We start from the raw sequence: 26,690 nt of genomic DNA, 5'->3' as shown, positions 1-26,690 counted from the left end.
CGGTTCAGGAGGCCTGCCGCGCGCCGCTGCAGGCCTCCACCTCGGCCGCGATCCTGGCCAGCGCGTCCGACCGGCGGATGTCGGCGCCGATGGACTGCGCTCGAGCGCGGTGGGCGCCCTGGCCGAGCACCGTCCGGACCGCGTCTCGCACCTGGCTCGGGGTCGGGCTGCCCGTGCGAAGGTTGACGCCGGCGCCGGCCCACTCCACGCGGGCGGCGATCTCCGGCTTCTCCTCGGTGTCGCCCGCGACGACGAGCGGCACGCCATGCGCGAGCGCGTGGTGCGTCCCGCCGAAGCCACCGTTTGTCACCAGTGCGGAGACGTGCGGCATCAGCAGGTCGAACGGCAGGAACGTTGCCGCACAGGCGTTTTCCGGAAGTGGACCCAGCTGCTTTGTCGGCGGCCCTCCGGTCACGGCGACGACGAGGACGTCCTCGTCGCGCAGCCCGCGCAGTGACGGGCCGATGAGGCGGTCGAGGTCCCGGACGTCGAGCGTGCCCTGGGTCACGAGGACGACGGGCCTCGTGCCGTCGAGCCGGCACCACCAGTCGGGCAGCGCAGCGGGCCCGAAGGCTCGCGGCAGGACGGGACCGATGTAGCTGACCTCGGGTGGCAGGTCGGGTCGTGGGTAGTCGAGCGAGGGAACGCTCAGCTGCAGGAAGCGGTCCGCAGTTCCGACGCCGTCCATGAAGTAGCCCGGCAGCCGCGCTCCCGGCACGCACTGTGCGAGCGCTGCCTGTGCCTCCCGTTGCTGACGGCCCAGCACCAGTTTACGGATCGCGGCCCCGACGACGACGTTGCGAAACAGGGCAGACGGTCCGACGGCATACGGCAGTCCCGCTCCGAAGGGCGGCACGTGCGGCGAGGAGAGGGGCAGCGGGATGACGCCGCAGCCGATCACCGTCGGGCGAGGGCCGGGGCGCGCGAGCAGGGGCGCGACCCCGGTGAAGCTCGTCTCGTGGAGAACGACATCTGCCGGTCGGCGTTGCAGCTCCGCAGACAGCACGCCCCACTGAGGCCGCATGGCCCGGATGAACAGGTGCGAGACGTCGAACCTGACCCTGGCGATCCCGGTCGTCTGCGTCCGCCCCGGGAACGCGCGGTCGAGGTCGCGGTCGTCGATGTCGGCGGCGCCCTGCAGTGGCACGAACTCGACTCCGGCCGAGGAGACCTGCTCGCGGAACCGGGTGCCCGTCGTCATGCGGACGGTGTGCCCCGCCTGTGCCAGGTGGTGGGCGACGGCCAGCATCGGTGCCACGTGCCCGGTGATCGACGACGCGCACACGAGGACATCGGCCATGAGCCGAGCCTGACACATCCCACCAGGGCGCGCCCACCGGCCACGGGCCCGCTCGCGCCCGCACAGACGAAGGCGAGAAGCAACTAAGGGTTGCGCGTACGGGAGTGGTCGTCTAGGTTGACGTGCAACCACTTATTGCAGGAGGAGCCATGCACAGCGACACCCTTCACCCCGACGTCGAGCTGGGAAGCATCCGGCGTGAGGTCTACGTCGACGCACCGCAGGACGTCGTCTTCGAGGTGGTCAGCGACCCCCGGCACGTCGTCGAGTGGTGGGCAGATGCCGCCACCTACCAAGCAGCCCCCGGGTCGACGGGCACGATCGCCTTCGGCGACATCGACGAGGGCGGCAAGGTCGTGACCCTCACCGTGGTGGAGTCGCTGCCGCCGAGCAGGTTCTCTTTCCGCTGGACGCATGCCGCCCAGGAGGTCGCAGACGAAGGCAACTCACTTCTGGTCGCCTTCGAGCTGGCCCCCTCCGGCGAAGGCACGCTGCTGACCTTCATCGAGACCGGCTTCCGCGAAAGGGGCTGGGAGGCGGCGGTGCTCGAGGCCAACTATCGAGATCACTCGAACGGCTGGGACCACTTCCTTCCCCGGCTCGCGTCGTACGCTGCGTCGCTGCGGACCCGGCAGTGACCCTCGGAGTGCAGGAGATCGACGACGAGCTGTGGTCGATGATCGGTGACCCGACGCGACGGCGCCTGCTCGACCTGCTGCTCACCGCCGGCGGGGGCACGGCCACGTCTCTCAGTGACCAGCTACCGGTCAGCCGGCAAGCGGTGGCCAAGCACCTCGGCGTTCTGGAGCGCTCCGGTCTGGTGCATGGCGTCGCCGCCGGCCGCGAGCGTCGCTTCGAGATCAGCCGGGACCAGTTCGCGCGCGCGGTCGCCCAGCTCAGCGCGGTCGGAGCCGCTTGGGACTCCCGGCTCGCGCGCATCGCTCGGATCGCGGAGGGCATCCACCGGTCGGAGCAGTAGTGGCCGCCGAAGCCAAGTCACGCGCAGGCACGGAGAAGGGAGAGGCACGTGGTTGACATCGTGCACCGGGTGGCGATCGAGAGGTCCGCACCGGAACAGGTCTATCGAGCACTCACCACCATCGACGGCCTCGCGGGGTGGTGGACCACCGACACGACGGGCGACGCCGCTGTCGGCGGCCTCATCGAGTTCCGCTTCTCCCCCGGCGGCTTCGACATGGTGGTGCTCGAGAGCACCCCGACGAAGCAGGTGAGATGGGAGGTCGTGTCCGGGCCGGACGAGTGGGTCGGCACGACCGTGAACTGGCGACTGCGACAGGACGGCGACTGGACGGTCGTGATGTTCAGTCACGAAGGCTGGGCCGAGCCGGTCGAGTTCATGCACCACTGCAGCACCAAGTGGGCGACCTACCTCATGAGCCTGAAGTCTCTGCTCGAGACCGGCGCCGGCGCCCCGTCGCCGAACGACGTCCACGTCGCCTACCCAGACTGAGGCAGTTGGCTCCGGACGACCAAGCGGACACTGTGGACTGAACTGCCGCGGGCAGGTGGCGGGTTGACCGCATATGCCCGAACTGTGCTGTGAATTTCAGCGAATTCGCCACGGAACACTGGCGCTTCGTGTATGTGGTCTGCGACCGTCATCGGCACAGATCATCGTCCGGGGTCTTCCCCGGTCGGCCCGCCGGTACGCCGAGTCCTGTCCGCCGGCGGGGCAGCCACGCTTCAGATGGACAGGAGCGGGAGACCCATTTCTGGACCGGCAAGGACCGGCCCTCGGGGTGAAGCCGCGACTCGCGGCCGGGCAGCCTCCGCCCGAACCCGACAGCTCATCTCGAAGGCGTGGGAAGGAAATCCCATGTCCACCTCTACCCAGGCACACCCACGCCTCCGTCCACTCCGCTCGTTGGCGCTCACACCTCTGCTGGCCGTCGCGCTCGCGCTCGGAGTGGGCGCACCCACCACCGGACCCACGGCCTCGCCGCCCGGCTCGACGTCGGCCGGCAACGGTGCAGCTGCCGCCTCCAGCCAGGCGGTCACGGTCGCTGCCCAGCCGGTGTGGACCGTCCCGCTGCGCACCAGGGGTCTCAGGCTCACGGCTGCCCAGGTCGGGAAGTGGTACCGCTGGGGCTACGCCGGCCCGTACTACTTCGACTGCTCCGGCCTCGTCTACTACGTCTACCACAAGCGACTGGGGCGGAATCTGCCCCGGACGGCCAACGCCCAGCGCCTCGCCACGATCAGGATCTACAAGTCGCAGGTGCTACCTGGTGACCTGATCTTCTTCATGTCGGGCGGGCGGGCCTACCACGTCGGCGTGTACGCCGGCTACGGCAAGGTCTGGCACGCGCCGCGCCCGGGCCAGCGCGTCCAGCTCTCGAGGATCTGGACCACCCGCTGGGTCGCCGGCCGGGTGCGCTAGGCGCCTGGGGCACCTCGGAATCGACGAAGCCGCAGGCCCAATGGTCGGGCCTGCGGCTTCGAGTCGGATCTGATCTGTCTGAGAAGGGTTCGCGAAATAGAGAACACGCAGGTCACGGCGCTTCTCCCCAAGGCAGAACAAGCAGGGCGCACACGAACGTGTCGAATGTTGCACACGGCCCTTAGCGGCGATTCGGAATCCGGCGGTTCGGTTCTGACACGGCAGACCTCCGGATTGGCATTGGATCGGGGAACGGAGCTGTATGCGCGGCCGGCGCAGAAGGGAGTCGGGGCCCTTACGGCGGTCGGGCACGCGACTCGTGTCGGAATAGCGCAGGGCTAGGGCTAGGAAAAGCAGGAGGGACGCCAGGGTCACACCCAGCCCACAGCTGACGAGCGCTGGAGAACGAGACGGGGGGTGCCATCACGTAGGCGAGGTTGCCTCTCGCCTCGAGCTCATGCACGACCACGGCCTCTATGTCGCAGGGCTCGTAACGGCGGCGCAGTTTGAAATGGGGCGCGTCTGGTTCGACTCGTTGCGGACGATGAACCGCACCTCTGTGATCGCGTTTCCGGTGAACCGCACACCATGGCGGTCACGGTCACAAGCTCGGTTCCACGGGGGTCTTGCTCTTCGCGCTGCTGAGCCGCCAGCGACCCGACGCTCGTCCCGACGGCGAGCCCTCTCCTTGCTCTGGAGGCGCGTGGCGCGAGGAGAACGGCTGCGATCGTGCCATGGCCAGCGACCCACGTGCCTACCGCGCCGACACCGTCCCAGCGCGCTGCACCCTCGCCGGCTAGCCGATATGTCTCAGCGGGTGTGTCGGACCCGAAGGGGCCGCGATCACGGCCGAACCTAGGCGCCGGCGACAACGATGTTTCCCAACTTCTGTCCAGTTTCGGCGTACCTGTGGGCGTGGTCCATTTGCTCGAGCGGGAAGCATCGGTCGATGACCGGGTGCAGCAATCCGGCTTCGACCAGGCCCCGCAGGTACGCCAGGTCCTCGCTTGTCCCGCTCGATGCCGCGATCACGACCCGTTTCTTGCTCCCCAATGAAGCCCACCGGGCGCGAACGATTTGCAAGAAACCCGGATTGGCCATGAGGAGGCATCCGTTCTCGGTCAACGACTTCACCATGCGACTGGACGGAGTATTGCGGACCACGTCGAAGATGACGTCGTAGGTCTGCGGGCTTTCGGTGAAGTCCGCCTGGGAGTAGTCGATGACGCGATCAGCACCGATCGCGCGCAGCATCTCCAGCTTCGGCGCACTGTCCACCGCGGTCACGTGCGCGCCGAGGACCTTCACGAGTTGGACCGCGAATGTGCCGAAGCTTCCCCCCGCCCCGTTGACCAGGACCCTCTGTCCGCTCCGGACGTTCGCCTTCCGTAGGAACTGCCACGCCTCGCCGCCTCCATAAGGGATGGCCGCACTGTCCTCGTAGCTCAGGTTCGCAGGCATGGTGGTGAGGGCTCCGGTCCGGGGGTTCTCACGCAGGCAGATGTACTCCGCGTAGGCGCCCAATCTGATCCCCGTCGCCGCGAAGACTCGGTCCCCTTCCTTGAGCGACCTGACATCGTGCCCCACCGACTCGACGTCACCGGCAAGTTCCTGCCCGAGCACGGGTTGTCTGGGCCTTCGGATGCCGAAGGACAACCGAATCGGTACCCAAAGCCAGGGGGCAAAGTCGAACGCCCGCAGTTCGCAATCGGCCGCGGTGACCGTCGTGGCGCGAATTCGAACAAGGACCTCGTTGTCCTTCGGAACCGGCTTCGACACCTCTTTGAGCTGAAGAACATCCGGTGGTCCGTAGCCGGTGCACACTACTGCTCTCATGGGTCCTCGGACTCTTGAGGCGCCGAGTGCGCCGAGTGCGCCCCATCGGCGGCGGCCATGCACGGTTCGGGTCGGTACATCGCGCTCTGCCTCCTAGTGATGTCCGCTGCGCTCGTGCACCATCATGAGACTGAAGCAGGCTCTTCGGGAACCTCGATGCGCGAGCTGGACTCCGACCACTTCCATGCGGTGAACACTATGTAGGCAGTGCACGCGATTTCGATGACGCTGAAGAATAGGTAGTAGCTGCGCGGCGTACTCACGAAGAGTGTCCCAAGCTGCACCACTGTCATCACCGAACCGGCCACGATATTCGCCACGCGATTTGTCCTGTACTTCAAGACACTAGATGCCAGCACCATGGCAATGGGTATTTCAATCAGTATTCCCGAGGCGAGCAGGAACCCTTGGGATACATCGAGTCCATTGACCCTGCCTGCGAGGTACTGGCGCAATAGCGAACGATCCATCAACCCGGCGACGTCGCAGTACAAGTAATTCAGTGTCACAAAGATCCACAGCACTGAGAGCTTCGATTTCATAGCCATCTCGTTCTCCTGCCTAGCAAAGCGGGCGGTGCGGTGCCCGCTTTGGGCGCCTGCACGGCCTCTGGATTGGGTGTCAAGTGGGCGTATGTCTCTCGAGCTTGTCTTCTGCAAGCCGCGCCATCAGTGCCGCATTCATGGCTCCGAAGCCTGCTTCGGTCTTGCGGAGGAGCTTTCCTGCGAATGGGACCATGGCGCCAGAGAATTCTTCGGCCTGTACGAGCCTTGTGCCCGCGTTCCCGACTGGGGTCAACGTGAACGAGTGGCGCCCATCGAAGAGCCCTGGCACGCCCAGGGTCCCGAGCCACTCCAAGCGGTGGCCCGGCTCGACAACGGTCACGCGGGGCGTGAACGTCATGGGCCGCCCGCCCACGGGTGCAATTCGCACCCGGAGCCGTTCGCCGACTGCCAAGACCCCCGAGAGGGAGGTGATGAAAGGATTCCAGCTTCCCATCGAAGCGGTGTCTGCCAGCTGCTCCCAGACCACCGATGGGACGGCCGGAAGGTCGACCTCGGCCTCGATACGCTTCATTGGCACTCTCCTCCGGTATGCGTGAGGAAACCCTGGGTGGCTCACAACGTGGTCGGGCCAGAAGCTGTGAGCTGCGGTTGCCTAACCCCTTTGATCAGGAGATAGGCCAGCAGTGACACCTCGCAGATGATCTCCGGCAGGAGGAAGACGGCTGCCGAGGTATCTGCGAGAGACGGGACGAGGAACCGGGTCAGCGCGTCGACGACGTAGCAGACCGTGGCAAGCATGAGTAGGAATGAGAGCCACTTCGGGAACATGCCGGAGCGGTAGCCCAGCAGGCCGAGGGCGAAGAGCCACAGCCAGGACAACTGGGCGATGAGGTACCCGTAGTGCTGCAGGTCCATCAGGAGCAAGACGAGCGCATGCGACCCATTGGACCCGAACGCCGTGACATACGAGTCGTTCGTCGCGACCAGCAAGGCGCCGAACTGGTTGAGCATGTTCAGGGAGGCGATCGCGACCGAGACCGACACGAACACCACCAAGGCGCGCGCAATGCTCCGTCCCGCCTGAGCAAATAGCCGATACAGGGTCACGGCCAGAACGAGCCACACCAGCGCCTGCACCAGGTCCGCCACGAAGCTGAGCCGGACCAGGGTTGCGTTCGCCACGATGTTCGCTGAGGTCGCCGCCGCATCCCCGGGCACGTACACCTTTACCCGCACGACCTGGGCGAAGGCGCCGAAGACCGCCATCACGAGATAGAGCAGGCCCGCCATTTTCGCGAGTCGAACAGGGTCGGCTGGCGGCACGAGGGGCTCGCTGGCATCGCGGGCCTGGTTGACCACGGCAGGGCCGGTCCCAGTGTCAGCCGGTTCATTCCGACTAGTCGCGTCGGCACCGTCTCGAAGTCCAGAAGTCATGACCGTGCCCCATCCAAGAGACGATGCGCACACCACGGCGTCCAAGCCGAACGCAGCGCGGTAAAGCGACCCGGGGCCACGGTTTACGTGGCGCCGAGAGCAGGCCACGGTTCCAGCCGCACCTGCACTTCTTCGACAATTCGGTTCATAGTAAAAATACCCGACTCGACTCCTTCAATATGTTCCCGATAATGCCAAGGGTCAAGCGGTTTCGATAATCCCGGAGGGCGACTGGGCGACGCGTACGCCACTTTGCGCTCTCCCGGGGCCGCGGCTCATGAACATGCGACATGTTTCAACAGAATCCACAGCAATAGAGTGGAGGCGGCGAGGGGGAAATGCACCATGGCGCGCGTTATCGGGCTTTCGGCATCAAGAATGGCCAGGTCCCCGTTCGTAAAAACTGGGCGCCTGAGGCGGAGCGCAGTCCCTGAGAGTGGTGCTCGAATGCTTGGTGCTGCTCGGCAGAGTGCGTCCCGTCGGTGGAGTCCGCCTGCGATGCTGGTGTAGCCGCGCGCGGAGAGTGCCGCCAGTTGCAGGCCGGCCACCCAGCCCTCGGTGCGGGCTTCGAGGGCTGCCACCAGTGGTGGCGCGAGGCCCAGGTCCATGACGTTGAGGAAGATCTCGGCTCAGGCGCCGGTGAACCCGAGGTCGGCGGCTCGTATTCCAGTAGCTCGCCGCGGGCTCGGAGGCGTGTCAGTGGCAGCGGGGGGTCGGCGGGCGTCGTCATGGCCACGGTGACTTGCGGGGGCAGGTGGTCCAAGAGCAGGCGCGACGGCCTCGTGCACCTTGGGGGTGTCGATGAGGTGGTAGTCGTCCGGGGCGATGACCGTCGCGCCGTCGAGCGCATCGAGGTCGGTGACGAGGCGGGCGACCGCATCCTCGTCGGAGATGATCCGCTCGGCCTCCAGCACGGCCGCTGCCTTGCCAACAGCGAGCGGGTCCGCGGCGCCGCCACCAGGTGGATCAGGAACGTTCGCGGCTCCGCGTCGGCCGGGTCCAGGGACAGCCACGCCACCCGAGGAGCGAGGGCCGCCTGGTTCTGGCCTGCGATGCCAGGGGGCGCGGTCGGCCACTGGCCCAACAGGGTGGTCTGCCAAGCCGGCAGGTGCCGAGATGAGCAGCAGCCGCGGCATCATGGTCCGGTCCCGCGGCAGTCGCTCGAGAAGCCGCTCACGGGACACGAGCATGCGGCTGGCGGTGGGGGCGCGCAGCTTGGTGCCGAGTAGCGCCATCTGGCCTGCGTAGGTGCCGCGTGGAGCGGCTCCCCTGGAAAAGGGAGTGCGGCGTCTGCGAGCCGTGTCGGGTGAGGCTGTGTGGACCGCTGCCCTGTGGGCGGCGACCGTCGCGCTCCGCGGTGCGGCTCAGCGGACCCCTTTGACCGGAAGGATGGCGGCGGCCCCGGCGAGGGCGCAGGCTGCTGCGACGGTGAAGAGGACGCCGTAGCGGCCGCCGCCCACAGCAAGGATCGCCGGCGCCAGGGCCGGGGCGAGTGCGAACGGGAGCGCGCCCGCGATGTTCAGGACACCGAGGTCCTTGGCTGCGTGGTCGGTGTCGGGCAGCACGTCGACCACCAGCGCGAGGTCGACCGCCATGTACATGCCGAATCCCACCCCGCCAAGGGCCATGCCCCACAGGTAGCCGTTGATGTTCTGTGCGCCCGCGATGACGAACAGCCCGGTCCCGTACACGAGGGCGGCTGCGACGACGAACGCCTTCCGGCGCCCGGTGCGGTCCGACAGCCGCCCGGCGACCAGCGCCGAGACGACCAGGGCCACGGCCTGCGCGACGGTGCCCAGGTAGAGCTGGTGGGGGACCTCGCTTTCGGGCAGCCCGATCTGCGCGATCAGGTAGTACGCCTGGTAGGTGACCAGAAGGGCGTAGGCGGTGACCAGCAGGAACCGGCTGGCGAACGCCCACGCGAAGTCTGGGCTGTGGCGCGGGTTGAAGATGAAGGTGCTCAGGAACTCGCGAGTCGACCACGGCGGCGCTTGGCCTGGCGGCAACCGGCGGTCCCGAAGGACGGCGACGAACAGCAGCACGGCCGCGGCACCGACCGCGGTTGGCGCCAGCAGCCGGGTCGCCGGGTTCTGGTCGAACAGCTGAACCAGGTACGTGCCGGCTACCGACGCGATAGGAAGACAGACGGCGAGGAAGCCGGACACCGTGGCCCGCTGGTCGGCAGGCACGTGGTCGGGCATGACGGCGACCAGTGCGGCCAGCAGGGCGTTGAAGAAGACCTGGGCGATGCACCAACCAAGCAGTAGGAGCGTGATGCTGGGCGCGAAGGCGACGACCAGGATGCCCAGGCTGCCGACGGCCAGCCCGATCACCATCCACGGCTTGCGCATCCCCCATCGGGACGAGGTCCGGTCGCTCAGCCGGCCGAAGAACGGGTTGGCGAACATCGAGAACAGGGCGCCGACGCTGGTGACCAGCGCCAGCCGGCCGGGGGCCGCCGCGACGCCGACCATGTCGCTGACTCTCAAGGCGAGCGAGACGAGCAGCGGGGCGAGGAGCAGCAGCGAGGTGCCGGTGTAGGCCAGCATGTACAGCAGCACGAAGCCGCGCCCGACGTGTGGCTTCCTCGCCGGCACCGGCCGGGCCGATGTCCAGCCGGCGGAAGCACCGTTCCCCGTGGCTGCACCGGTCGCCCGGCTGCTGGCCGGATCACCGGCTGAGTGCGCTACCGGGCTGCTGCCTGGACTGACGTCTGGACTGACGTCTGGACTGACGTGGGCGATGCGGCGCACGCTTCGACCGGGGACGCTTCGGGTTGGTCCGACGGCTGGCCCTTCCGATGCGCCTGTCATGGCGCTCTCTTCTCACTGCCCTGTGGTGTGTTGGGTTGGCTTGAAGAAGCGCAGACGGGCACCGGTCCCCCGCCGTCGTGTGGTTCCGGTCGCTGCATGGCCAACCCCGTCCGGTAGCGGCTTCCCGGAGAAGCCGGCCGGGAAGACACACAAGCAGGATGCTCCGTAACAGCCCCCGGCGCAGGCGATGTGCGGACTGATCGTTCCCGCTGGGTCGGCCCGGACGAGGGCGATGGATGCCGCCCTGATCAGCGGCGGTGCCCGGCTCTCCCACATCGCTAGCTCCACGCTCGCTGGGTAGCCCAAGCCGTGGGGCGGGTACGGGCGCGGCACGCTGTAAGAGCAAGCCAAGAAGGAGAGGACATGGCTGCGAAGTTCCGCGTCATCCACCAGCCGGGCAAGGGCTACCACTTCAACTTGGTCGCCACCAACGGGCAGGTCATCGCGACCAGTGAGCACTACGAAACACATCGGGCCTGCCTGGCGGGCATCGAGTCCGTCCGGAAGAACGCGCCTCAAGCGGAACTGGACGACCCGACCGCCAAACGGGACTGACGGAGACTATCCCTGCGACCCGCGAGCCCTAGGTGCGTGGGCGCCGCTTAGGTACGCCAGGGTCCTCACCTCGTCGGAGGTCAGCCGGGGCATCCTTCGACTAGCCCCCGGACAGCGGCTGTGCTCAGGGCGGTGTCCGCCGACACCTCGATGACCAGCCTGGGCTGCACCCAGGTCAAAGTCGTCAGACCGCCATCCGGCGGACTTGGCGCGACCGGACGGTCGGAGGAACCTCCTCCTCGCGGCGGTTCCGGACATTCCCCAGCGCTCCGGAGTGGAAGGTCGCGGTCACTGGTTCGGGGCGGGCCACCGGGGTGGCGCGTCGACCAGTTGCGCTGCATCGATCGAGGTCACGGTGCTTGAGCAGTTGATCGCCGAGCAGTACACGGTGACCAAGACGTACGTCGTCGAAACCCCTTGCCCCAGGGCTCACGGCAGCCGAAGCCGCCCACCGGTGAGTTGTTCGACTGAGCAGCCCTCGAGGTGAGCGGCTCGCCGATCACGGCACGCCGACTGGCCACACCAACCTGCTAGGCCCCGGACACCGTCATCGGGCCGCGTCGCTCGGTGCTGCGGCCGGGGATGGGCGGGCAGTTGGCACGGTTGCGCTCTGGGCCGGCAAGCCACTTCGTCAAATGATCGCTGCCCGCTTGAGTCCGGAGCGAGTACCCCAGTAGCGAGTAACGGATCCTTGTCTCGACGCGGGGCGAGAGGAAGTGTTTTGTAGTCTCGGCCGTGGGGCCGCCTCCGACGGGAGGCCTGGATCACCCTGGTGCTCTTCAGGCGCCGATTGGCTGCCGGTGCGGGTGTCAGTGTGGCGTGGTGACTCCGGTCCGGAAGGCGTAGGCGACGAGCTGCGCCCGGTCGCGGACCCCGGTTTTGGCGAAGATGTGGTTGATGTGGGTTTTGACCGTGGCTTCGGAGACGAACAGGGCGACGGCGATCTCGGCGTTGGAGTGCCCGGCAGCAATGTGCTGCACGACCTCGACCTCCCTACGGGTCAGCCCGTCCCGGATCATGACCTGAGGGGGGTCGGACGACAGGTCCGTCGAGCTGGGTGCATCGGACGCGTCGGACGGGTCGCTTGTGGGAACGCCGAACGTGGCGCCGCCCCTGAGCGCATCCAGCAGTAGCCTTTGCACGCCCGGGTCCAGATGCGCCTGCCCGGCGGTGGCTGCCCTGACCGCGGCCTCGATCTCGGCGGCGCCGGCGTCCTTGGTCAGGTAGCCGCGGGCTCCGGCGCGCAGTGCGGAGAACACGCGATCGTCGTCGGTGTAGGTGGTCAGGACGACGACGGGAAGGTGCGGGTGGCTCAGGGCGAGCCGGCGTGTGGCCTCGATGCCGTCCATTCGGGGCATGTTGAGGTCCATGAGCACGACGTCGGGGTCGCTCTGCTCGACCAGCGCGATGGCCTCCTCACCGTCGGCGGCGGCGCCGGCCACCTGGAGGCCGTCGATGAGCCCGAGGAGCATCGACAGGCCTTCGCGCACGACCCGTTGGTCATCGACGATCAGGACGCGCGCGGGTGCCGGCGCCGATCCGGCTGCTGGATGTTGCGTCACTGCGGCTCCTCATGCAGGTGGGGCTCGGTGGGCAGGGTGAGTCGGACGCTGAACCCGTCGGCGGTCGGGCCGGCGTCCAAGGTGCCGCCCGCGAGCTCGGCCCGTTCACGCAGGCCTGTCAGTCCGTAACCGCCGGACGGTAGGCAGGAGGCGGCCTCAGGGCCGGCACCTGCAGGTCGCGGTCGCCGGGTGTCGGTGACGTCGAGGTGCACCGATGCCTGCTCCCAGCGCAGGACGACCTGGACGGTGGCGCCCCGGCCGGCGTGCTTGGCGGTGTTGGTCAGCGCCTCCTGTGCGGTCCGGTACAGGCACAGGCCGGCGTCCGCTGCCAAGGGCTGGGGATCGCCGTGGACGGTGAGGGTGGCGCGCAGGCCTTGTGCGGCCTGCGCGTTCGCGACCAGGGCCGGGAGCTGCTCGGGCCCGGGTAGCGCGTCACCGCGCAGCGCCGCAACGGCTCGCCGGGTGTCGCCGAGCCCGTCCTTGGCCAGGCGCTGGGCCCGGTCGATCTCCGTGACGAGGCGGGGATCGGCACCGGTGCGTTCCGCGAGCAGCCGGCTGGCCTCGAGGGACATCACCTGTCCGGCGAGCGAGTGCGCGAGGATGTCGTGGATCTCCCTGGCGAGCCGGGCGCGTTCGGCGAGGGCAGCCGCCTGCTCCTGCGCGGCCCGTGACTCCTCGAGCTCGATCAGCAGCTGCGCGGTCCGGGCATGCGCCGCTCGTGCGCTGCGGGTCGCCGCCGCCACCACGAACACGAACGCCAGCCCGAGATCGTTGGTCGTGATCGACGTCGCGACCTGCGTTGAGGTGGCGAGGATCCCGGCATCGACCATGAGCACGACCGCGGCGGACAGCACCGCGGCGGGGCGAGTGGGGAAGCGGATGCCCAGCCCTGACACGGCGAAGAACGCGAGCACGAACCCCGGCGACTGCGGCGCGGCCGCGTTCAGGAACGCGCCGGCCGCTCCGACACCCAGCAGCGTGGCTGCCTCGAGCGCCCGGTTCGCCGGGGTCCGGTACAGCTCGATGATCCACAGGCCCAGGCCCGCGGCGAGTGCGCCCGCGATCGTGAGTGTCCACGGGGCCACGGCGGGCAGCATCGCCGCGGTGACCGCGGCCGCGGACACCGTGCCCAGCAGGACGACCCGTCGACGCCACTGCGGATCTTCCGGCCCGTCGGAGCCCAGCACTCGGGTCCAGCTGGTGGTCGGCACGGTCGGCTGGGCTGCCGAGTTGCTGTCAGCACGCGGATCCGGTGCGGCGCCGGGCACTGGGTTGCCGGCGTCCGACGCAGCACCGGGCGCGGGCGGCGGGTGGGCGGAGGTCACACTCCTCACCTTAGGTTCGTGGCTGCCGGTCCGGACCGCAGCGGGACCGGAGCTGCGGCGCCGAGTTGCCGAGCGGCGCGGGTGGCGCGGGTCAGCATGACGACTCCGATGCCGAGCAGGACGACGTCCTGGCCGACGAGCAGCGCGATGCTCGGCCCTGCGGTGACGGCGGCGCAGAGGTCGGTCAGCAGGTGCAGGCCGATCAGCGGCACGATGGTGCCGGTCCGCTGGCGCACGGCGGCATACGCGAGCCCGAAGCAGAACGCTCCCCAGGCCTGCGCCAGCACGAGGGCGACACTGTCGCGGTAGAGCACGTTGCCCAGGTGCGCGAGACCGAACAGCGCCGACCCGACCAACGGTCCCCGGGCCGCACCCAACGGAGCCAGCACCCGCAGCGCGATGCCGCGCCACACCAGCTCCTCGGTGAACCCGGTCAGCAGGTAGCCGACCAGCAGGACCAGCCACACCCGCGGCTCCAGCGCCTTGACCCCGAACGCGAGCGGGCTCAGCGCCAGAGCCAGCGGCAGGATCAGCAGCCGCCGTGACCCCGGGGCCCATCCGCGGACGCCGAGCTGGCGCCACGAGCCGTACACCGGCCGGACCGCCACGGCGGCACCGGTCAGGACCACCAGGACGAGCAGGGCCCGCTGGGTGCCTGACGCGGCCGGCATCAGGACCTTGGTGAGCAGCCCGCCGGTGACCGTGACGGCCAGGGTGCCGGCGAGCACGACCAGGCCGGCGCTGAGCGCCTGCCTGCCGGTGCCCGGGTCCGTGAGCGCCGGCCACCGGCGGTTCTTCAGGGGCGTCGTGGTGCTCATGCCGGCACCGCCGTCCGGGCGACGCGGCTCGAGCGGGCCAGAAGGGTGGCGGTGACGGCCACCCGGGCCAGGACCATGGCCAGCGCCATCAGCACGAACGCGGCCGTCCAGGCGTCGGCTCCGGTGATCTGGTGCTGCACCGAGTAGGCTGCGATGTCCCGGCTGAACCAGTGCTCGGCGCCGTACGCGAACAGGACGCGACCGCCGATGACGCAGATCCACAGGACGGCGTAGGGCAGACCGGCGCGGGTGGTGGCGACTTCGTCGGTGCCCCGACGGACGCGGACGAGGACGCCGGCGACCACGCCGAGAGCGGCGCCGAGCGCGGCGCCGAGCAGCTCGAGCGGGACGTCGTTGCCGCGCGTGGGCAGGTCGCGCAGGAAGACGGCGGCGGCGACGGCGACGAGCAGAGCCGGGAGCAGCAGGCGTCTGCCGGTCAGCCGGTGCGTGCCGAGGTTGCTCACCAGGATGTAGAGCAGCAACCCGAGGTTCAGAACGTACTGGACGGTCGACATGACCCAATCCCCTTTCATCACAGGGCGGCTCACCGCGAGCCGACACCCCAACGGTAGGGACGCGCCCCGGGCGCGGGCATCGCCTCACAGGTGGACGAACACGTCTCCACCCACGGGTGGAGACACCGGCATCGGGCGGCGGGAACCTCCACCCGTGCACCGACGCGTCGCCCGACCACCACTCGGCACAGTCTGAGGTGAACCGGCCAACCAACCGGTCCCAGCCATCCAGTGCCAGGTACTGGTCAGCCTCACTATCAAGGAGCCTTCGTGAACGACGTGCGCGCCGCCATCACAGCCGCCCTGCACACCACCGGAACCATCGTGGACGCGGTACCCGCCGCCGGCTGGAACCGGCCGACACCGTGCACCGAGTGGACCGTGTGGGAGGTGACCAACCACCTCGTCGGTGGCCTCTGTCTCTTCACCGACGAGCTCAACGGCGTCACAGCCCGCGCCGAGCACGAGTCCGACTGGCTCGCGGCCGACCCCGTCGCCGCGTACCGGTCCGCCGCCGCCGAGGACACGGCCGCGTGGGGCCGCCCAGGCTCGCTGACCGGGACCGTGATCCTCGGCTTGGGGACCCTGCCGGCGCCCCTGGCAGCGGTCATCCACCTGACCGAGGTCCTCGTCCACGGCCTAGACATCGCCGTCGCCATCGACCGGGAAGACTTGGTCGACCAGCGCGCGTGCGCCGCCCTGTTGGACGCGATGGCACAGATGGGTGGCGTCGAGGCCTACCGGGTCCCGGGAGTGTTCGCGCCGGCCGTCACGATCTCCGGTGAGCAGCCTGCGCACCGTCAGCTGCTCGCCTACCTGGGCCGCACCGTCACGCAGGGCGATCGTGTCGATGTCGCCTGAGTCCGGGCTCGACTTCGCCGGGAAGGTGGCGCTGGTCACCGGAGGCTCGTCAGGGATCGGCCTGGCCGCCGCGCGCGCGTTCCTCGAGCACGGGGCTGCGGTTGCGCTGTGTGGCCGCTCACCAGATCGCGGTCAGGCGGCTGTCGAATCCCTGAGCGGGCTCGGCGACGTCGCGTTCTTCACCGCCGATGTCACCAGCGAAGACGGCGTCGCACGCCTGGTGCGGGACGTCCTGGCCCGGTTCGGCCGGCTCGACCACGCGTTCAACAACGCGGCCAACACCGAGGCGGCCACCGGCGGTGGCGGGTTCACCGACATGGCTCTGGCCGAGTTCGAAGGCATCGTGCGGGCCAGCCTGACCAGCGTCTGGCTGTGCATGAGGCACCAGCTGCCCGAGCTACGACGCCAGGGCGGCACCATCGTGAACACCTCGTCGGTGGACGCCCAGCTGCGGATGCCGGGCACCGGCAGCTACGCCGCCGCGAAGGCGGGTGTCGAAGCACTCACGGCCGCGGCGGCGAAGGAGTTCGCCGCCGACGGGGTGCGGATCAACGCGGTTCGCCCAGGCGCCATACGGACTCCGATGCTGGAGAAGAACCTGCAGGGGGCCACCGATGCGGACCGCCAAGAACGCGTGGACCGGTACCACTCGTTGATCGCGATGCGCCGGATCGGCGAACCCGCCGAGGTCGCCGACGCGGTCCTGTGGCTGTCCTCGCCGCGGGCGTCCTACGTCACCGGGCAGGTCATCACCGTGGACGGCGCGCTCGGTCTTTGACCGGGGAGCAGGCCGCAGTGCCGCTGCGCCCGTGCTCCGCGATCGTCGCGGCGTCCTGACCCGGGAAGGCAGACGGGCGACGGCGCGCGACACCCGGACCCAAGCTCGGCTGGTCAGCTTCGGCGATGCGTGCCGTCGAAGCCGCCTCTGCGCGAGCCGCTCTCACGTGCCCGTTCGCGTAGGCGACCGCGAGGCGTTCTGGTGCGGGCAGCTGAGGGCGCCGCGGCGGTGTGACGCTCCGTATGCCGCCCGCTCCCACGGCCGGCGGGCGACTGACGCTTCTCCCCGCGGCCACCGAGCCGGGTCACCCGCCCACCGCTGGATCGCGCATCCCGCGCCATCGCAAAGCAGACCCCCGAGACAGCCGGCAACCGAACGGTGACGCGGGCCGCGTGTGCTCGACCACGCAAAGGCGCGGATAGCACCCGCGTGACACGTATGCTCACAGTGCATCAGTCGGGCGGCCGTATGCCGGCCCGACGAACGGATGATGCAGGACGCCTTGCGCGTCTCGGGTCAGTCGGCCTTGACGGGCGCGGTCATGCTCGCAGAGAGCGCCGCTTTCCAGGACCGGATGTCGGGCCGCTTGGGCAGCAGGGCCCGACGCTCGCGTTCGGTCATTCCTCCCCACACCCCGAACTCAGTCCTGTTGTCGAGGGCCTCAGCCAGGCATTCGGCGAGGACGGGACACGTCCTGCAGATAACCTTCGCGTCGTGCTGGGCCTTGCCCCGGACGAACAATGCGTCCGGGTCCTGACCGGCGCAGTTCGCCTGATCCGAATGCGCCACAACCGAATCCAGGGATCGACCCTCGTGTTCCCGGGTCCAGACGGCCTGCTCGAGGGCGTCCAGGACCAGGTGGGTGGTCATGCTCGACCCGCACCGCCACCCGATGATCCGGCGTGCGGAGGCGTCGATGACGAACGCGACGTACACCCACCCGCTGCACGTCGAGACATACGTGATGTCCGCGACCCAGAGCCGGTCCGGAGCCAGCGGTGCGAAGTCGCGACGGACCAGGTCCCGCCCGCGGACCGGCCGGATCAGCGATGGTGGTGCTCTTGACCTTGCCGCGGACCGCGCCAACGAGGCAGTCCTCGCGCATCAGCCGCTCGACCGTGCACCGGGCCCCGGAAATCCCTTCACGGTTCAAGGCCAGCCACACCCTCCGCGCCCCGTACACGCCGTAGTTGCTGGCGTGGAGCCGGCGGTTCTGTTGAGCAGCAGCGCATCCCGGTGCTCACGCACGGTCGCCTGACGGTTGACGTGGGCGTAGTACGTCGACGGGGCGACCGGCATCCCGTGCTCGCTCAGCCCGGCGCAGATCGGCTCGACACCCCAACGCAGACCACCGTTGTCACGCTCCTCACGGCGGCCGGCGTGCTCGCGGATGCACTCCACGATCAGCGGGAGGGCCGGTCGAGCTCGGCTCCGAAGAAAGCCGCCGCAGCTTTCAGGATCGAGTTCGCCCGGCGCAGCTCGACGTTCTCTCGTTTCAGCCGCTTCACCTAGGCCGACCCGGCCTGAGAACCCGACCCCATGACCGCGCCTCGGACTGCCGAGTTGTGGTCTGGCGTAGCGAACCGACATTCAGTTGGGTATGGGGGCCAGTGCCGGTGAGACGGACCCATAGTGGGCGGGATCCAGCGGCCGCGCGGAGCGGGGGTCGGGCTTCACGACGCGCCGAGGGCCACTCTGAGTAGGGGGCCGAAAGTGGGCATGCCGTCGGTACACGGCTCCTGGCGAGTTGTTCCGCGGTCGGGAGGTCTGAATGCGGGCCGCCCTTTTTTGCGAACACGCGCGCCCATTATTTCGCTAACACGTGGTCTGTCTGATCTGAGCGAGCGACGGGAATCGAACCCGCGTATCCAGCTTGGGAAGCTGGCGCTCTACCATTGAGCTACGCTCGCACGGGTCGCCGGCGGTGCCCCGCGAAGGGGTACGTGAGCGGCACGCGGCGTCAGTGTAGCCGACACCGCGCCAGTGTCAGGAACGCGACCCCAGGGGCCGAAACCGTCATGGATCTCGCCAAGCAGAAGGCCTTCGTCGATCACGTCCGGTCCCGTGGGGGAGCAAGCGCCCAGGTCGCCGTGACCCTCGAGCAGTTCTTCGACGGCAACGACTGCGAGTGGTGCATCGCACCCAACCGGCCCGACGACCTGCCCCTCGAGGCGGTGCGCCGGGTGCTCTTCGACCTGCGCGCCCACCCGGAGGTCCATGACGTCCGGGTCGAGCTCGACGTGCTGGAGTTCCAGGTCTTTCCCGACGACGAGTGGCCCTACGCCAGTGGGGTGGCCGTGATCACGACCCTGCTTCCCGAGGAGGTCGACGCCATGACGGTCGATGCGGACACCGAGGGGAGCGGCGGCCCGGCCGCTGCTGCTGACTGGTTGGTCGACGGACCCACCGTGCCCGAGGGGCACCACTACGTCGGCGTGTGGTGGGACTGATGGCCGCCTCCAGTCCGATGGTCGAGGGAGAGCTCGAGCAGGTGACCGAGACTCTCTGCTACCACGGCGAGGGGCCGGTGTGGTCGCCCACGTGGGGCGGACTGCGCTGGGTGGACATGCTGGCCGGTGACGTGCTGACGCTGCATCCTGACGGCTCCATCGACCGGATGCATGTGGGCGACGTCGCGGCCTTCGTGCGGCCGCGCACCAACGGGGGGTGGGTGGTCGCAACCGAGCGAGGGCTGGCCCGCGCGGACGAGCCGGACGGCATACCCACGCCGTGGTTCGACCTCTGGGGCGACCCCTCCATCCGGATGAACGAGGGCGGCGTCGACGCCGAGGGCCGGCTGTGGGCGGGCACGATGGGCTACGACCGCGTGCCCGGCAGCGCCACGCTCTACCGCGTCGACGGGGCCGGGGAGGTCGCGGTCGTGCTGCCCGACGTGACCATCTCCAACGGCATCGACCTGTCGCCCGACCACCGCCTCGCCTTCTACAACGACACCCCGACCGGCCGCACCGATGTCTTCGACGTCGTCGACGGCGAGCTGACGAACCGGCGCCCGTTCGTGACACCTGAGACCGGCAGCCCCGACGGGCTCACCGTCGACAGCGCCGGCAACGTGTGGGTGGCGCTCAACGGCGCCGGACGCGTGCGCTGTCACTCCCCGGAGGGGGAGGTGGTCGCCGAGGTGACCCTCCCCGTCCGGCTTGTCACGGCGTGCACGCTCGGGGGCGACGACCTGTGCGACCTCTACATCACGACCTCCCGCGAGGACCTCGACGACCCCGAGCCCGAGGCCGGCGCCGTCTTCCGGGTCCGCGTGGCCGTGCCCGGGCAGCCGGTGCGCGCCTTCGCGGGCTGACGGGCGGCCGAGGCCCACCGAGGGCGTATGCCGTGTGCCCCGTCACGCCGTCAGCCGGGGTGGGTGACCCCGCCGTCCGGGGACGGTCCGAACACCGCGACGGAGCGGCCTGGCCGCGGGAACCGGCCGGACGGCATGCCCGACGGAACGCCGTCCCACCCCTCGCCCGGGTCCATCTCAGGACGGGAGTTCACACCGAGGAGGCTGCGCGTGAGCCGTTGCGCGTCCGACATCAGCTCGTCGAGCGCGATGGCGAGATGCGCGTCCGACGGCGGCTCGTCGACGAGCGCCGCGGCCAGGACCGCACGCCGCACGAGCTCCTTGGCGAACGACGCGGTCGTGCCCTCGGCCCGTGCCGCAGCGGCGGAGATCGCCTCGGTGCCGAAGAGGTGCCCGCCGTAGAGGCGCAGCAGCTCGCGGCGCCCCTCGGCGTCGGGCAGCGGGATCTCGGCAGCGAGGTCGACCCGGCCCGGCCGCTGCGACAGGGCGACCTCGAGGTCCTCCACCCGGTTCGTCGTCAGGATGAAGGCCACGTCGGCGTCGGCATCGAGGCCGTCGAGGGCGTCGAGCACGTCGAAGAGCAGGGGCGAGGCGCCCATCGGTGCGAAGGAACGGTCCTCGGCGACGAGGTCGCAGTCCTCGAGGACGACGATCGCCGGTTGGTGTGCGCGGGCGACCTTGGCGGCGTCGTGGACGAAGCGGAGCGAACCCCCGCTCAGCAGCACCGCCGTCGTGTCCGGCGTCGCCGAGAGCAGGTGGCGGACGGTGTGCGTCTTGCCGGTGCCGGGAGGCCCGTAGAGCAGGACGCCCCGCTTGAGGTGCTGGCCGTGCGCGACGAGCCGCTCGCGGTGCTCGCCCACCCCGATGACGTGGTGCGCCACCCGGTCGAGCACGCCGTCGGGGAGCACGACGGCAGCGGCGTCGACCCGGGGACGCTCGATGAAGGTCACGCCGGCCAGCCCGGGCCCGTAGGGGTCCGAGCCGAAGGTGATCACCTGTCCCCGGATGACGCTGCGCTCGTCCATGAGCTCCTGGACCCGGGCCATGAGGGCGTCCGACACCCCTCGGTCCTGCGCGACGACCTCGATGCTGCCCACCTCGCGGCCGAACTGCCGGTTCATGCCCTGCTGGCGGACCGCGACGGGTTGCCCGCCGAAGCGGAAGAGTCGGATCCCGGAGGTGACGACCTGTCGCTGGTCGTCCTTGCCCGGCCCCGTCGGCATGCGGTCGTAGTCGACCTGGCCGACCGTCATGCCCGGGCCGTGGGAACCCTGCACGAGATCGCCGAGCGACAGGTGGTGGCGGGCGTCGCCGGCGATACCCACCACCGTGGCGTCCGGGTGGTCGGCCATGACCTCCGACAGGGCGATGTCGGCGTCGACGAGCCGGTGAGGTGGCACCTGCGCTGCGACGACGGCGAGCAGGTGCGGCTCCACACCGAGGTGGTCGCGGAGCACGTCGGACAGCCGCCGTCCCCGGTCGGTGCCCGGCATCTCCTCGAGGATCCGCCGCAGGACGGTGTGGAAGTCGGTGAGGAGGTCGTCGTCGGCGCGTCCCGTGCCCGGGGTCGAGGGGTCCATGACGTGACGATAGGACGCCGGGACGTCCGCGGGGCAGGAGTCGCGGGCGAAATCGGTGCGGCGCTGTAGCCTCGACCCGTGCTGCTCTCCGACAAGGACATCCGGGCCGAGATCGCCTCCGAGCGGGTCGTGCTCGACCCCTGGGACCCGCAGATGGTCCAGCCGTCGAGCGTCGACGTGCGACTCGACAAGTTCTTCCGGCTCTTCGACAACCACAAGTACCCGTACATCGACCCCGCGGCGGAGCAGCCCGACCTGACCCGGCTCGTCGAGGTCGGCCCCGAGGAGGACAGCTTCGTGCTGCACCCGGGGGAGTTCGTCCTCGGCTCGACGCTCGAGAGCGTGTCGCTGCCCGACGACCTCGCCGCGCGGGTCGAGGGCAAGAGCTCACTTGGCCGCCTCGGCCTGTTGACGCACGCCACGGCCGGCTTCGTCGATCCCGGCTTCTCCGGTCACGTCACCCTCGAGCTGTCCAACGTCGCGACGCTGCCGATCATGCTCTACCCGGGCATGAAGATCGGCCAGCTCTGCTTCTTCCGTCTCAGCTCGCCGGCCGAGAACCCTTACGGCTCAGCGGCATACGGCTCGCACTACCAGGGACAGCGCGGTCCCACGGCGAGCCGCTCGTTCGCCAACTTCCACCGCAGCCAGGTGTGAGCGCAGCGCAGGACCACGTTCGTATGCCGCTCGCCACGCTGTCCTGGGACGCCCGCCCCACGGGCGCGACCGTCGTCACCCTCGTGATGCACGGCGGCGCCGTCGACGGCCACGAGCCCAACCGTGCGTGGTCGCACAACGTGGCACGACTCGTGCCGTTCGCCCGGGCTCTCGCGCGGGTCCCCGGTCCGATCGCGGTGGCACGCCTGCGTTTCCGGGTGCGGGGCTGGAACTCCGACGCCATGCCCGTCGAGGACGCCCGCTGGGGGCTGGCGCAGCTGCGGGCGGCCTACCCCGGCGTCCCGATCGCCATCGTCGGTCACTCGATGGGCGGGCGTGTGGCGATGTTCGTCGGCGACGAGGCGGACGTGCGGCTCGTCATCGGGCTCGCGCCGTGGGTCGAGCCCGGTGACCCGCAGCCGGGCCGCGGCACGCGCACGGTGCTGATCCACGGCGACCGGGACATCATCTGCTCGCTCGCGCGAACGCGCGCAGCCGTCGAGCAGATGCAGTCCCGGGGCCTGGACGCCTCGCTGGTGCGGGTGGCCCGCGCCGACCACGCGATGCTCGTGCGTGCCCGGCTCTGGACCGCCCTGGTCACCGGGCTCGTCGAGGCGACCTTCGCCAAGCAGCTCGGCGGCGCCGGAGAGCCACGGCCCGGTCCCGCTGGGGCCGTTGTGACCCGAATCGTGCACTCCGGCGGCGCCACGGTCGACGTCTGACCCTCTACGACGTTCGAGGGCCCGTCGGCCCAGGCGGGTACCTTGAGGATCATGATCCGCTTCGAGGGCGTGACCAAGCGATACGACGACTCGTCGGGCACCGCCGAGGACTCGGGGGCCCTGGCCGTCGACGACCTCACCCTGGAGGCGCCGACCGGCAAGATCACCGTCCTCGTCGGGCCCTCCGGCTGCGGCAAGACCACGACGTTGCGCATGGTCAACCGGATGATCACGCCGACGTCCGGCACGATCTCGATCGACGGGCGCGACACGGCATCACTCGACGTCGCCGAGCTGCGCCGCGGCATCGGCTACGTCATCCAGCATGCCGGCCTCTTCCCGCACCGCACGGTGCTCGACAACGTCACCACGGTGCCCCGGCTGCTGGGCGCCGACAAGAGGACGGCGCGGGCACGCGCCATGGAGCTCATCGAGCGCGTGGGGCTCGACCCCGCCATGGCGAGGCGCTACCCGGCGCAGCTCTCCGGGGGTCAGCAGCAGCGCGTCGGCGTCGCACGGGCGCTCGCCGCCGACCCGCCCGTCATGCTCATGGACGAGCCGTTCTCGGCCGTCGACCCCGTCGTGCGCGAGCAGCTCCAGAACGAGTTCCTCCGGCTGCAGTCCGAGCTGGGCAAGACCATCCTCTTCGTCACCCATGACATCGACGAGGCGGTGAAGCTCGGTGACCAGGTGGCGGTCCTGCGCGTGGGCGGTGTACTGGCTCAGCTGGACTCACCTGTCAAGCTTCTCGCGGACCCGGTCGACGACTTCGTCGCCGGCTTCGTCGGGCGCGACCGCGGCTACCGGGCCCTCTCCTTCGCCGCTGCGCCGGAGCTCTCGCTCGCCGACGAGCCCACGGTGCGCCTCGGTACGAGCGCCGAGCAGGTGCGCGCCGTCGGGACGACGTGGGTGCTGTGCGTCGGTGACGCCGGCGAGCCGCTCGGCTGGGTCCGTGCTGCAGCGGTCGAGTCCGAGGTGACGCGCACGCTGCTGCACCGCGGCGGCACCGTCGCCTCCACGTCCGGCTCGTTGCGCGGGCTGCTGGACGCCGCGCTGTCCTCCCCGAGCGGGCGAGGCGTCGTCGCCGACGACGCGGGTCGGCTCGTCGGCACCATCCGGGCCGTGGAGGTCGTCCCCGCAATCGAGGCGCGCCGCGACGCCACCGCCGTCCTCACCGGCGGCCAGGCGGAGGAGCACGTGCCCGCCCCTGTCACCTCGGCCGATACGTCCACCGGGCCCGCGAGCAGCACCTCGACCGAGGAGGCGACGGCCCGGTGAGCTGGGCCCTCGACCACATCGGCGACATCCTCTTCCGAGCCGGCCAGCACGCCTGGCTCGCCGGGCTGCCGCTGGTGCTCGGTCTGGTCATCGCGCTGCCCCTCGGCTGGTTCGCCGCCCGGCAGCCCCGTCTGCGGGCCGCCCTCCTCACGACGACCGGCCTGCTCTACACGATCCCCTCGCTCGCCCTCTTCATCCTCCTGCCGCCCCTGCTCGGCACGAAGATCCTCGACCCGGTCAACGTCATCGTCGCGATGACGATCTACACGGTGGCCCTGCTGACGCGCATAGTCGCCGACGGACTCTCGTCGGTCGACGGATCGACGCGCCAGGCCGCGATCGCCATGGGCTACGGCTCCTTCGCCCGCTTCCGTGCCGTCGACCTACCGCTCGCGGTGCCGGTCATCGCGGCTGGTCTGCGCGTGGCCGCCGTCAGCAACGTCAGCATCGTCAGCGTCGCCTCGCTGATCGGCATCTCGCAGCTCGGCTACTTCCTCACCGACGGCTACGCCCGCTCGTTCCCCACCGAGGTGTGGGTCGGCATCGTCGCGTGCCTGGTGCTCGCCCTCGTCTTCGACCTCGTCATCCTGGTGGTCTCGCGGGTGCTCACGCCCTGGACCCGGGCGGTGGCCGCATGACCTTCTCCGCGGTCTGGGGCTGGTTCACGGACCCGGCCAACTGGCAGGGCGCCGACGGTGTGCCCAACCGCGTGCTCGAGCACCTGGTCTACACCGGACTGACGCTGGTCATCGCGCTCGTCATCGCGGTCCCCCTCGGCGCGTGGATCGGCCACAGCGGCCGCGCCCGGTGGCTCGTCACGGGCGCCAACGCCGCACGGGCGATCCCGACGCTGGGCCTGCTCTTCGCCGTGTCGATGTTCGTCGGGCCGCTGATCAAGAGCGACCTGGCCTTCGTCATCCCGAGCATCGCCGTCCTCGTGCTGCTGGCGATCCCGCCGCTGCTGTCGGGGACGTATGCCGGCATCGACAGTGTGGAGCCGGCCGCGCGCGACGCGGCCCGCGGGATGGGCATGACGGGGTGGCAGGTGCTTGCGAAGGTCGAGGCGCCGTGTGCGCTGCCGCTCTTCCTCAGCGGCCTGCGCAGCGCGACTCTCCAGGTCATCGCCACCGCCACCATCGCGGCCTCCGTCAGCCTCGGGGGTCTCGGCCGCTACCTCATCGACGGGCTGGCCTCTCGCGACTACGTCGAGATGGTCTGCGGGTCGATCCTCGTCGCGCTCCTGGCCCTGCTCGCCGACGGTTGCCTGGCCCTGCTCGAGAAGCGGGCCGTCTCACCGGGAATCTCCGGGCGGGCCACGCGTGTTGCCCGTTCACGCGTCACCAGCTCCGATCCTCACTCCGAACCAGGCTCAACCGGTGCAGACCGCCCGACCGTCGACCCACGGCAGGCCGCTCTCGTCGGTTCCGCAAGCCCCGGACCCGTGGAGGCGACCGCCACCACGGGCACCCCATCCGAAAGGGACCGAACATGACACGCACGCGCTTCCTCGCCGCGGGCCTCCTGCTCGCCGCCGTCGTGCCGCTGGCCGCCTGCGGGGGCGGCAGCGACCCGCTCGCGGGCGCAACCTCCTCGGCCGCCGGCTCCACGGGCGGTTCGACCGCCGCCGCAGGCTCGATCAAGGTCGGCTCGGCCGACTTCCCCGAGGCTGCGCTGCTCGGCGAGATCTACGCCCAGGCGCTCGAGGCCAAGGGCAAGACCGTCGCCCGCCAGTTCAACATCGGCAGCCGAGAGACCTACCTCAAGGCCATCACCGGCGGCGAGGTCGACGTGCTGCCGGAGTACACCGGCTCGCTGCTCAACTTCTACGACAAGAGCGCCAAGGTCGTGCAGCCCGACGAGGTCTACACCGCCCTGCAGAAGGCTGTCCCGCAGGGCCTGACGGTCCTCGACAAGTCGGCCGCCGAGGACAAGAACTCCCTCGCGGTGACGAAGGAGACGGCCAACGAGTGGTCGCTCAAGGCCATCCCCGACCTCGCGGCCCACCAGGCCGACCTCACCATCGGGGCTCCGCCGGAGTTCAAGAGCCGCCAGCAGGGGCTCGTCGGCCTCAAGTCGGTCTACAACATCACGCCCAAGGAGTTCCGTCCGCTGCAGAGCCAGGCGACGGTCGAGGCCCTGAAGAACGGCCAGGTGAAGGCGGCCAACATCTTCAGCACCGACCCGTCGATCGCGGCGAACGGCTTCGTCGTGCTCGAGGACCCGCAGAGCCTCTTCGGCTCCGACAACGTCGTACCGCTCGTGCGCTCCGACAAGGCCGACAGCGTCAAGGCGGACCTGAACGCCGTCTCGGCCAAGCTCGACACGACGTCCCTCGCCGACATGGTCAAGCAGGTCGTCGTCGACAAGAAGGATGCCAGTGCGGTCGCCAAGGCCTGGCTCGCCAGCGCCGGGCTCTCCTAACCGGTCACGCCG

The 26,690-nt window shown here is 69.8% G+C and carries 28 protein-coding genes, 1 tRNA gene, 1 pseudogene and 1 riboswitch; of the genes and pseudogenes, 15 read left to right on the top strand and 15 right to left on the bottom strand.

From position 1 onward, the window contains the following. Positions 1–4 precede the first annotated feature (4 nt). On the bottom strand, positions 5–1,300 hold the full coding sequence (locus AC3WRT_RS08825) for a glycosyltransferase (RefSeq protein ID WP_492721097.1): 1,296 nt from the start codon (positions 1,298–1,300) through the stop codon (positions 5–7). A gap of 149 nt (positions 1,301–1,449) precedes the next feature. Here AC3WRT_RS08825 and AC3WRT_RS08820 point away from each other — a divergent pair, with 149 nt between their 5' ends. From AC3WRT_RS08820 to AC3WRT_RS08805, 4 genes are all read left to right on the top strand, one after another. Further along, complete coding sequence (locus AC3WRT_RS08820; RefSeq protein ID WP_492721096.1) at positions 1,450–1,938, top strand: SRPBCC domain-containing protein; 489 nt, start codon at positions 1,450–1,452, stop codon at positions 1,936–1,938. Next, positions 1,935–2,279 (top strand): ArsR/SmtB family transcription factor, encoded by a 345-nt coding sequence (locus AC3WRT_RS08815; RefSeq protein ID WP_492721095.1) that lies wholly within the window; start codon positions 1,935–1,937, stop codon positions 2,277–2,279. The genes AC3WRT_RS08820 and AC3WRT_RS08815 overlap by 4 nt, the downstream gene beginning before the upstream one ends. A 48-nt stretch (positions 2,280–2,327) precedes the next feature. Beyond that, positions 2,328–2,771, top strand: a complete 444-nt coding sequence (locus tag AC3WRT_RS08810; protein ID WP_492721094.1) for an SRPBCC family protein — start codon at positions 2,328–2,330, stop codon at positions 2,769–2,771. A gap of 219 nt (positions 2,772–2,990) precedes the next feature. After that, positions 2,991–3,134, top strand: a riboswitch (cyclic di-AMP (ydaO/yuaA leader). 51 nt (positions 3,135–3,185) lie between these two features. After that, positions 3,186–3,701: a C40 family peptidase gene (locus tag AC3WRT_RS08805; protein ID WP_492721093.1), complete on the top strand. Its 516-nt coding sequence runs from the start codon at positions 3,186–3,188 to the stop codon at positions 3,699–3,701. A gap of 855 nt (positions 3,702–4,556) precedes the next feature. On the opposite strand, the gene AC3WRT_RS08800 is transcribed toward AC3WRT_RS08805, so the two are convergent. The 6 genes from AC3WRT_RS08800 to AC3WRT_RS08775 all read right to left on the bottom strand — a co-directional run bounded on the left by AC3WRT_RS08800 (position 4,557) and on the right by AC3WRT_RS08775 (position 10,074). After that, the gene (locus AC3WRT_RS08800; RefSeq protein WP_492721092.1) at positions 4,557–5,525 is read right to left on the bottom strand and encodes an NAD(P)-dependent alcohol dehydrogenase; all 969 of its coding nucleotides are present in this window, start codon (positions 5,523–5,525) and stop codon (positions 4,557–4,559) included. Between the two features lie 134 nt (positions 5,526–5,659). After that, complete coding sequence (locus tag AC3WRT_RS08795) at positions 5,660–6,079, bottom strand: DUF6326 family protein (protein WP_492721091.1); 420 nt, start codon at positions 6,077–6,079, stop codon at positions 5,660–5,662. A gap of 79 nt (positions 6,080–6,158) precedes the next feature. Then, positions 6,159–6,614 (bottom strand): SRPBCC family protein, encoded by a 456-nt coding sequence (locus AC3WRT_RS08790; RefSeq protein WP_492721090.1) that lies wholly within the window; start codon positions 6,612–6,614, stop codon positions 6,159–6,161. Positions 6,615–6,655: 41 nt separating this feature from the next. Then, on the bottom strand, positions 6,656–7,402 hold the full coding sequence (locus AC3WRT_RS08785; RefSeq protein WP_492721089.1) for a DUF4386 domain-containing protein: 747 nt from the start codon (positions 7,400–7,402) through the stop codon (positions 6,656–6,658). A 704-nt stretch (positions 7,403–8,106) separates the two neighbouring features. Beyond that, entirely contained in the window at positions 8,107–8,391 is a 285-nt protein-coding gene (locus AC3WRT_RS08780) for a hypothetical protein (RefSeq protein ID WP_492721088.1), read from the bottom strand. A gap of 450 nt (positions 8,392–8,841) precedes the next feature. Then, positions 8,842–10,074: an MFS transporter gene (locus tag AC3WRT_RS08775; protein WP_492721087.1), complete on the bottom strand. Its 1,233-nt coding sequence runs from the start codon at positions 10,072–10,074 to the stop codon at positions 8,842–8,844. A 579-nt stretch (positions 10,075–10,653) separates the two neighbouring features. On the opposite strand from AC3WRT_RS08775, the gene AC3WRT_RS08770 reads away from it, so the two are divergent. Beyond that, positions 10,654–10,845: a YegP family protein gene (locus tag AC3WRT_RS08770; RefSeq protein ID WP_492721086.1), complete on the top strand. Its 192-nt coding sequence runs from the start codon at positions 10,654–10,656 to the stop codon at positions 10,843–10,845. Positions 10,846–11,654: 809 nt separating this feature from the next. Here the strand turns inward: AC3WRT_RS08770 and AC3WRT_RS08765 are convergent. The 4 genes from AC3WRT_RS08765 to AC3WRT_RS08750 are packed head-to-tail and all read right to left on the bottom strand — an operon-like array spanning position 11,655 to position 15,065. Then, positions 11,655–12,407, bottom strand: coding sequence for a response regulator (locus AC3WRT_RS08765; protein ID WP_492721085.1), 753 nt, complete (start codon positions 12,405–12,407; stop codon positions 11,655–11,657). Continuing rightward, positions 12,404–13,732 (bottom strand): sensor histidine kinase, encoded by a 1,329-nt coding sequence (locus tag AC3WRT_RS08760; protein WP_492721084.1) that lies wholly within the window; start codon positions 13,730–13,732, stop codon positions 12,404–12,406. The genes AC3WRT_RS08765 and AC3WRT_RS08760 overlap by 4 nt, the downstream gene beginning before the upstream one ends. Positions 13,733–13,737: 5 nt before the next feature. Continuing rightward, a complete protein-coding gene (locus AC3WRT_RS08755) occupies positions 13,738–14,550 on the bottom strand; it encodes a CPBP family intramembrane glutamic endopeptidase (RefSeq protein ID WP_492721083.1) in 813 nt (270 codons plus the stop codon). Further along, on the bottom strand, positions 14,547–15,065 hold the full coding sequence (locus AC3WRT_RS08750; RefSeq protein ID WP_492721082.1) for a hypothetical protein: 519 nt from the start codon (positions 15,063–15,065) through the stop codon (positions 14,547–14,549). Before AC3WRT_RS08750 ends, AC3WRT_RS08755 begins: the two co-directional genes overlap by 4 nt. A gap of 270 nt (positions 15,066–15,335) precedes the next feature. Between AC3WRT_RS08750 and AC3WRT_RS08745 the strand changes: the two genes are divergently transcribed. Then, positions 15,336–15,926, top strand: coding sequence for a TIGR03086 family metal-binding protein (locus AC3WRT_RS08745; RefSeq protein WP_492721081.1), 591 nt, complete (start codon positions 15,336–15,338; stop codon positions 15,924–15,926). Beyond that, complete coding sequence (locus tag AC3WRT_RS08740) at positions 15,847–16,704, top strand: SDR family NAD(P)-dependent oxidoreductase (protein WP_492721080.1); 858 nt, start codon at positions 15,847–15,849, stop codon at positions 16,702–16,704. The genes AC3WRT_RS08745 and AC3WRT_RS08740 overlap by 80 nt, the downstream gene beginning before the upstream one ends. A gap of 516 nt (positions 16,705–17,220) precedes the next feature. Here the strand turns inward: AC3WRT_RS08740 and AC3WRT_RS08735 are convergent. The 3 genes and pseudogenes from AC3WRT_RS08735 to AC3WRT_RS08725 all read right to left on the bottom strand — a co-directional run bounded on the left by AC3WRT_RS08735 (position 17,221) and on the right by AC3WRT_RS08725 (position 18,614). Then, positions 17,221–17,493, bottom strand: a complete 273-nt coding sequence (locus AC3WRT_RS08735; RefSeq protein ID WP_492721167.1) for a WhiB family transcriptional regulator — start codon at positions 17,491–17,493, stop codon at positions 17,221–17,223. After that, positions 17,470–18,212, bottom strand: a pseudogene (locus AC3WRT_RS08730) (IS3 family transposase); the annotation flags it as partial. The gene AC3WRT_RS08735 and the pseudogene AC3WRT_RS08730, both read right to left, overlap by 24 nt. Before the next feature lie 331 nt (positions 18,213–18,543). Further along, positions 18,544–18,614 (bottom strand) — tRNA-Gly (locus AC3WRT_RS08725). Between the two features lie 108 nt (positions 18,615–18,722). Here AC3WRT_RS08725 and AC3WRT_RS08720 point away from each other — a divergent pair. After that, on the top strand, positions 18,723–19,154 hold the full coding sequence (locus AC3WRT_RS08720; RefSeq protein WP_492721079.1) for a hypothetical protein: 432 nt from the start codon (positions 18,723–18,725) through the stop codon (positions 19,152–19,154). Beyond that, on the top strand, positions 19,154–20,020 hold the full coding sequence (locus AC3WRT_RS08715) for an SMP-30/gluconolactonase/LRE family protein (RefSeq protein WP_492721078.1): 867 nt from the start codon (positions 19,154–19,156) through the stop codon (positions 20,018–20,020). The genes AC3WRT_RS08720 and AC3WRT_RS08715 overlap by 1 nt, the downstream gene beginning before the upstream one ends. 50 nt (positions 20,021–20,070) lie before the next feature. Here the strand turns inward: AC3WRT_RS08715 and AC3WRT_RS08710 are convergent, their stop codons facing one another. Further along, positions 20,071–21,600, bottom strand: coding sequence for an AAA family ATPase (locus AC3WRT_RS08710; protein ID WP_492721077.1), 1,530 nt, complete (start codon positions 21,598–21,600; stop codon positions 20,071–20,073). A 78-nt stretch (positions 21,601–21,678) separates the two neighbouring features. Between AC3WRT_RS08710 and dcd the strand changes: the two genes are divergently transcribed. From dcd to AC3WRT_RS08680, 6 genes are read left to right on the top strand one after another with little or no spacing between them, the layout of a single operon-like run. Beyond that, a complete protein-coding gene (dcd, locus tag AC3WRT_RS08705; protein ID WP_492721076.1) occupies positions 21,679–22,257 on the top strand; it encodes a dCTP deaminase in 579 nt (192 codons plus the stop codon). Continuing rightward, positions 22,254–22,979, top strand: a complete 726-nt coding sequence (locus tag AC3WRT_RS08700; protein WP_492721075.1) for an alpha/beta hydrolase — start codon at positions 22,254–22,256, stop codon at positions 22,977–22,979. Before dcd ends, AC3WRT_RS08700 begins: the two co-directional genes overlap by 4 nt. Before the next feature lie 51 nt (positions 22,980–23,030). Next, entirely contained in the window at positions 23,031–24,257 is a 1,227-nt protein-coding gene (locus AC3WRT_RS08695) for an ABC transporter ATP-binding protein (RefSeq protein ID WP_492721074.1), read from the top strand. After that, the gene (locus tag AC3WRT_RS08690) at positions 24,254–24,895 is read left to right on the top strand and encodes an ABC transporter permease (RefSeq protein WP_492721073.1); all 642 of its coding nucleotides are present in this window, start codon (positions 24,254–24,256) and stop codon (positions 24,893–24,895) included. Before AC3WRT_RS08695 ends, AC3WRT_RS08690 begins: the two co-directional genes overlap by 4 nt. Continuing rightward, positions 24,892–25,749 (top strand): ABC transporter permease, encoded by an 858-nt coding sequence (locus tag AC3WRT_RS08685; RefSeq protein WP_492721072.1) that lies wholly within the window; start codon positions 24,892–24,894, stop codon positions 25,747–25,749. The genes AC3WRT_RS08690 and AC3WRT_RS08685 overlap by 4 nt, the downstream gene beginning before the upstream one ends. Beyond that, a complete protein-coding gene (locus tag AC3WRT_RS08680; protein ID WP_492721071.1) occupies positions 25,746–26,678 on the top strand; it encodes an ABC transporter substrate-binding protein in 933 nt (310 codons plus the stop codon). The genes AC3WRT_RS08685 and AC3WRT_RS08680 overlap by 4 nt, the downstream gene beginning before the upstream one ends. The last annotated feature ends 12 nt before the right edge of the window (positions 26,679–26,690 follow it).

This window comes from Terrabacter sp. FW104-15G4B (assembly GCF_058790095.1).
Note: the sequence above shows the minus strand (reverse complement) of the source record. Positions and strands in the feature narration are given on the sequence as shown.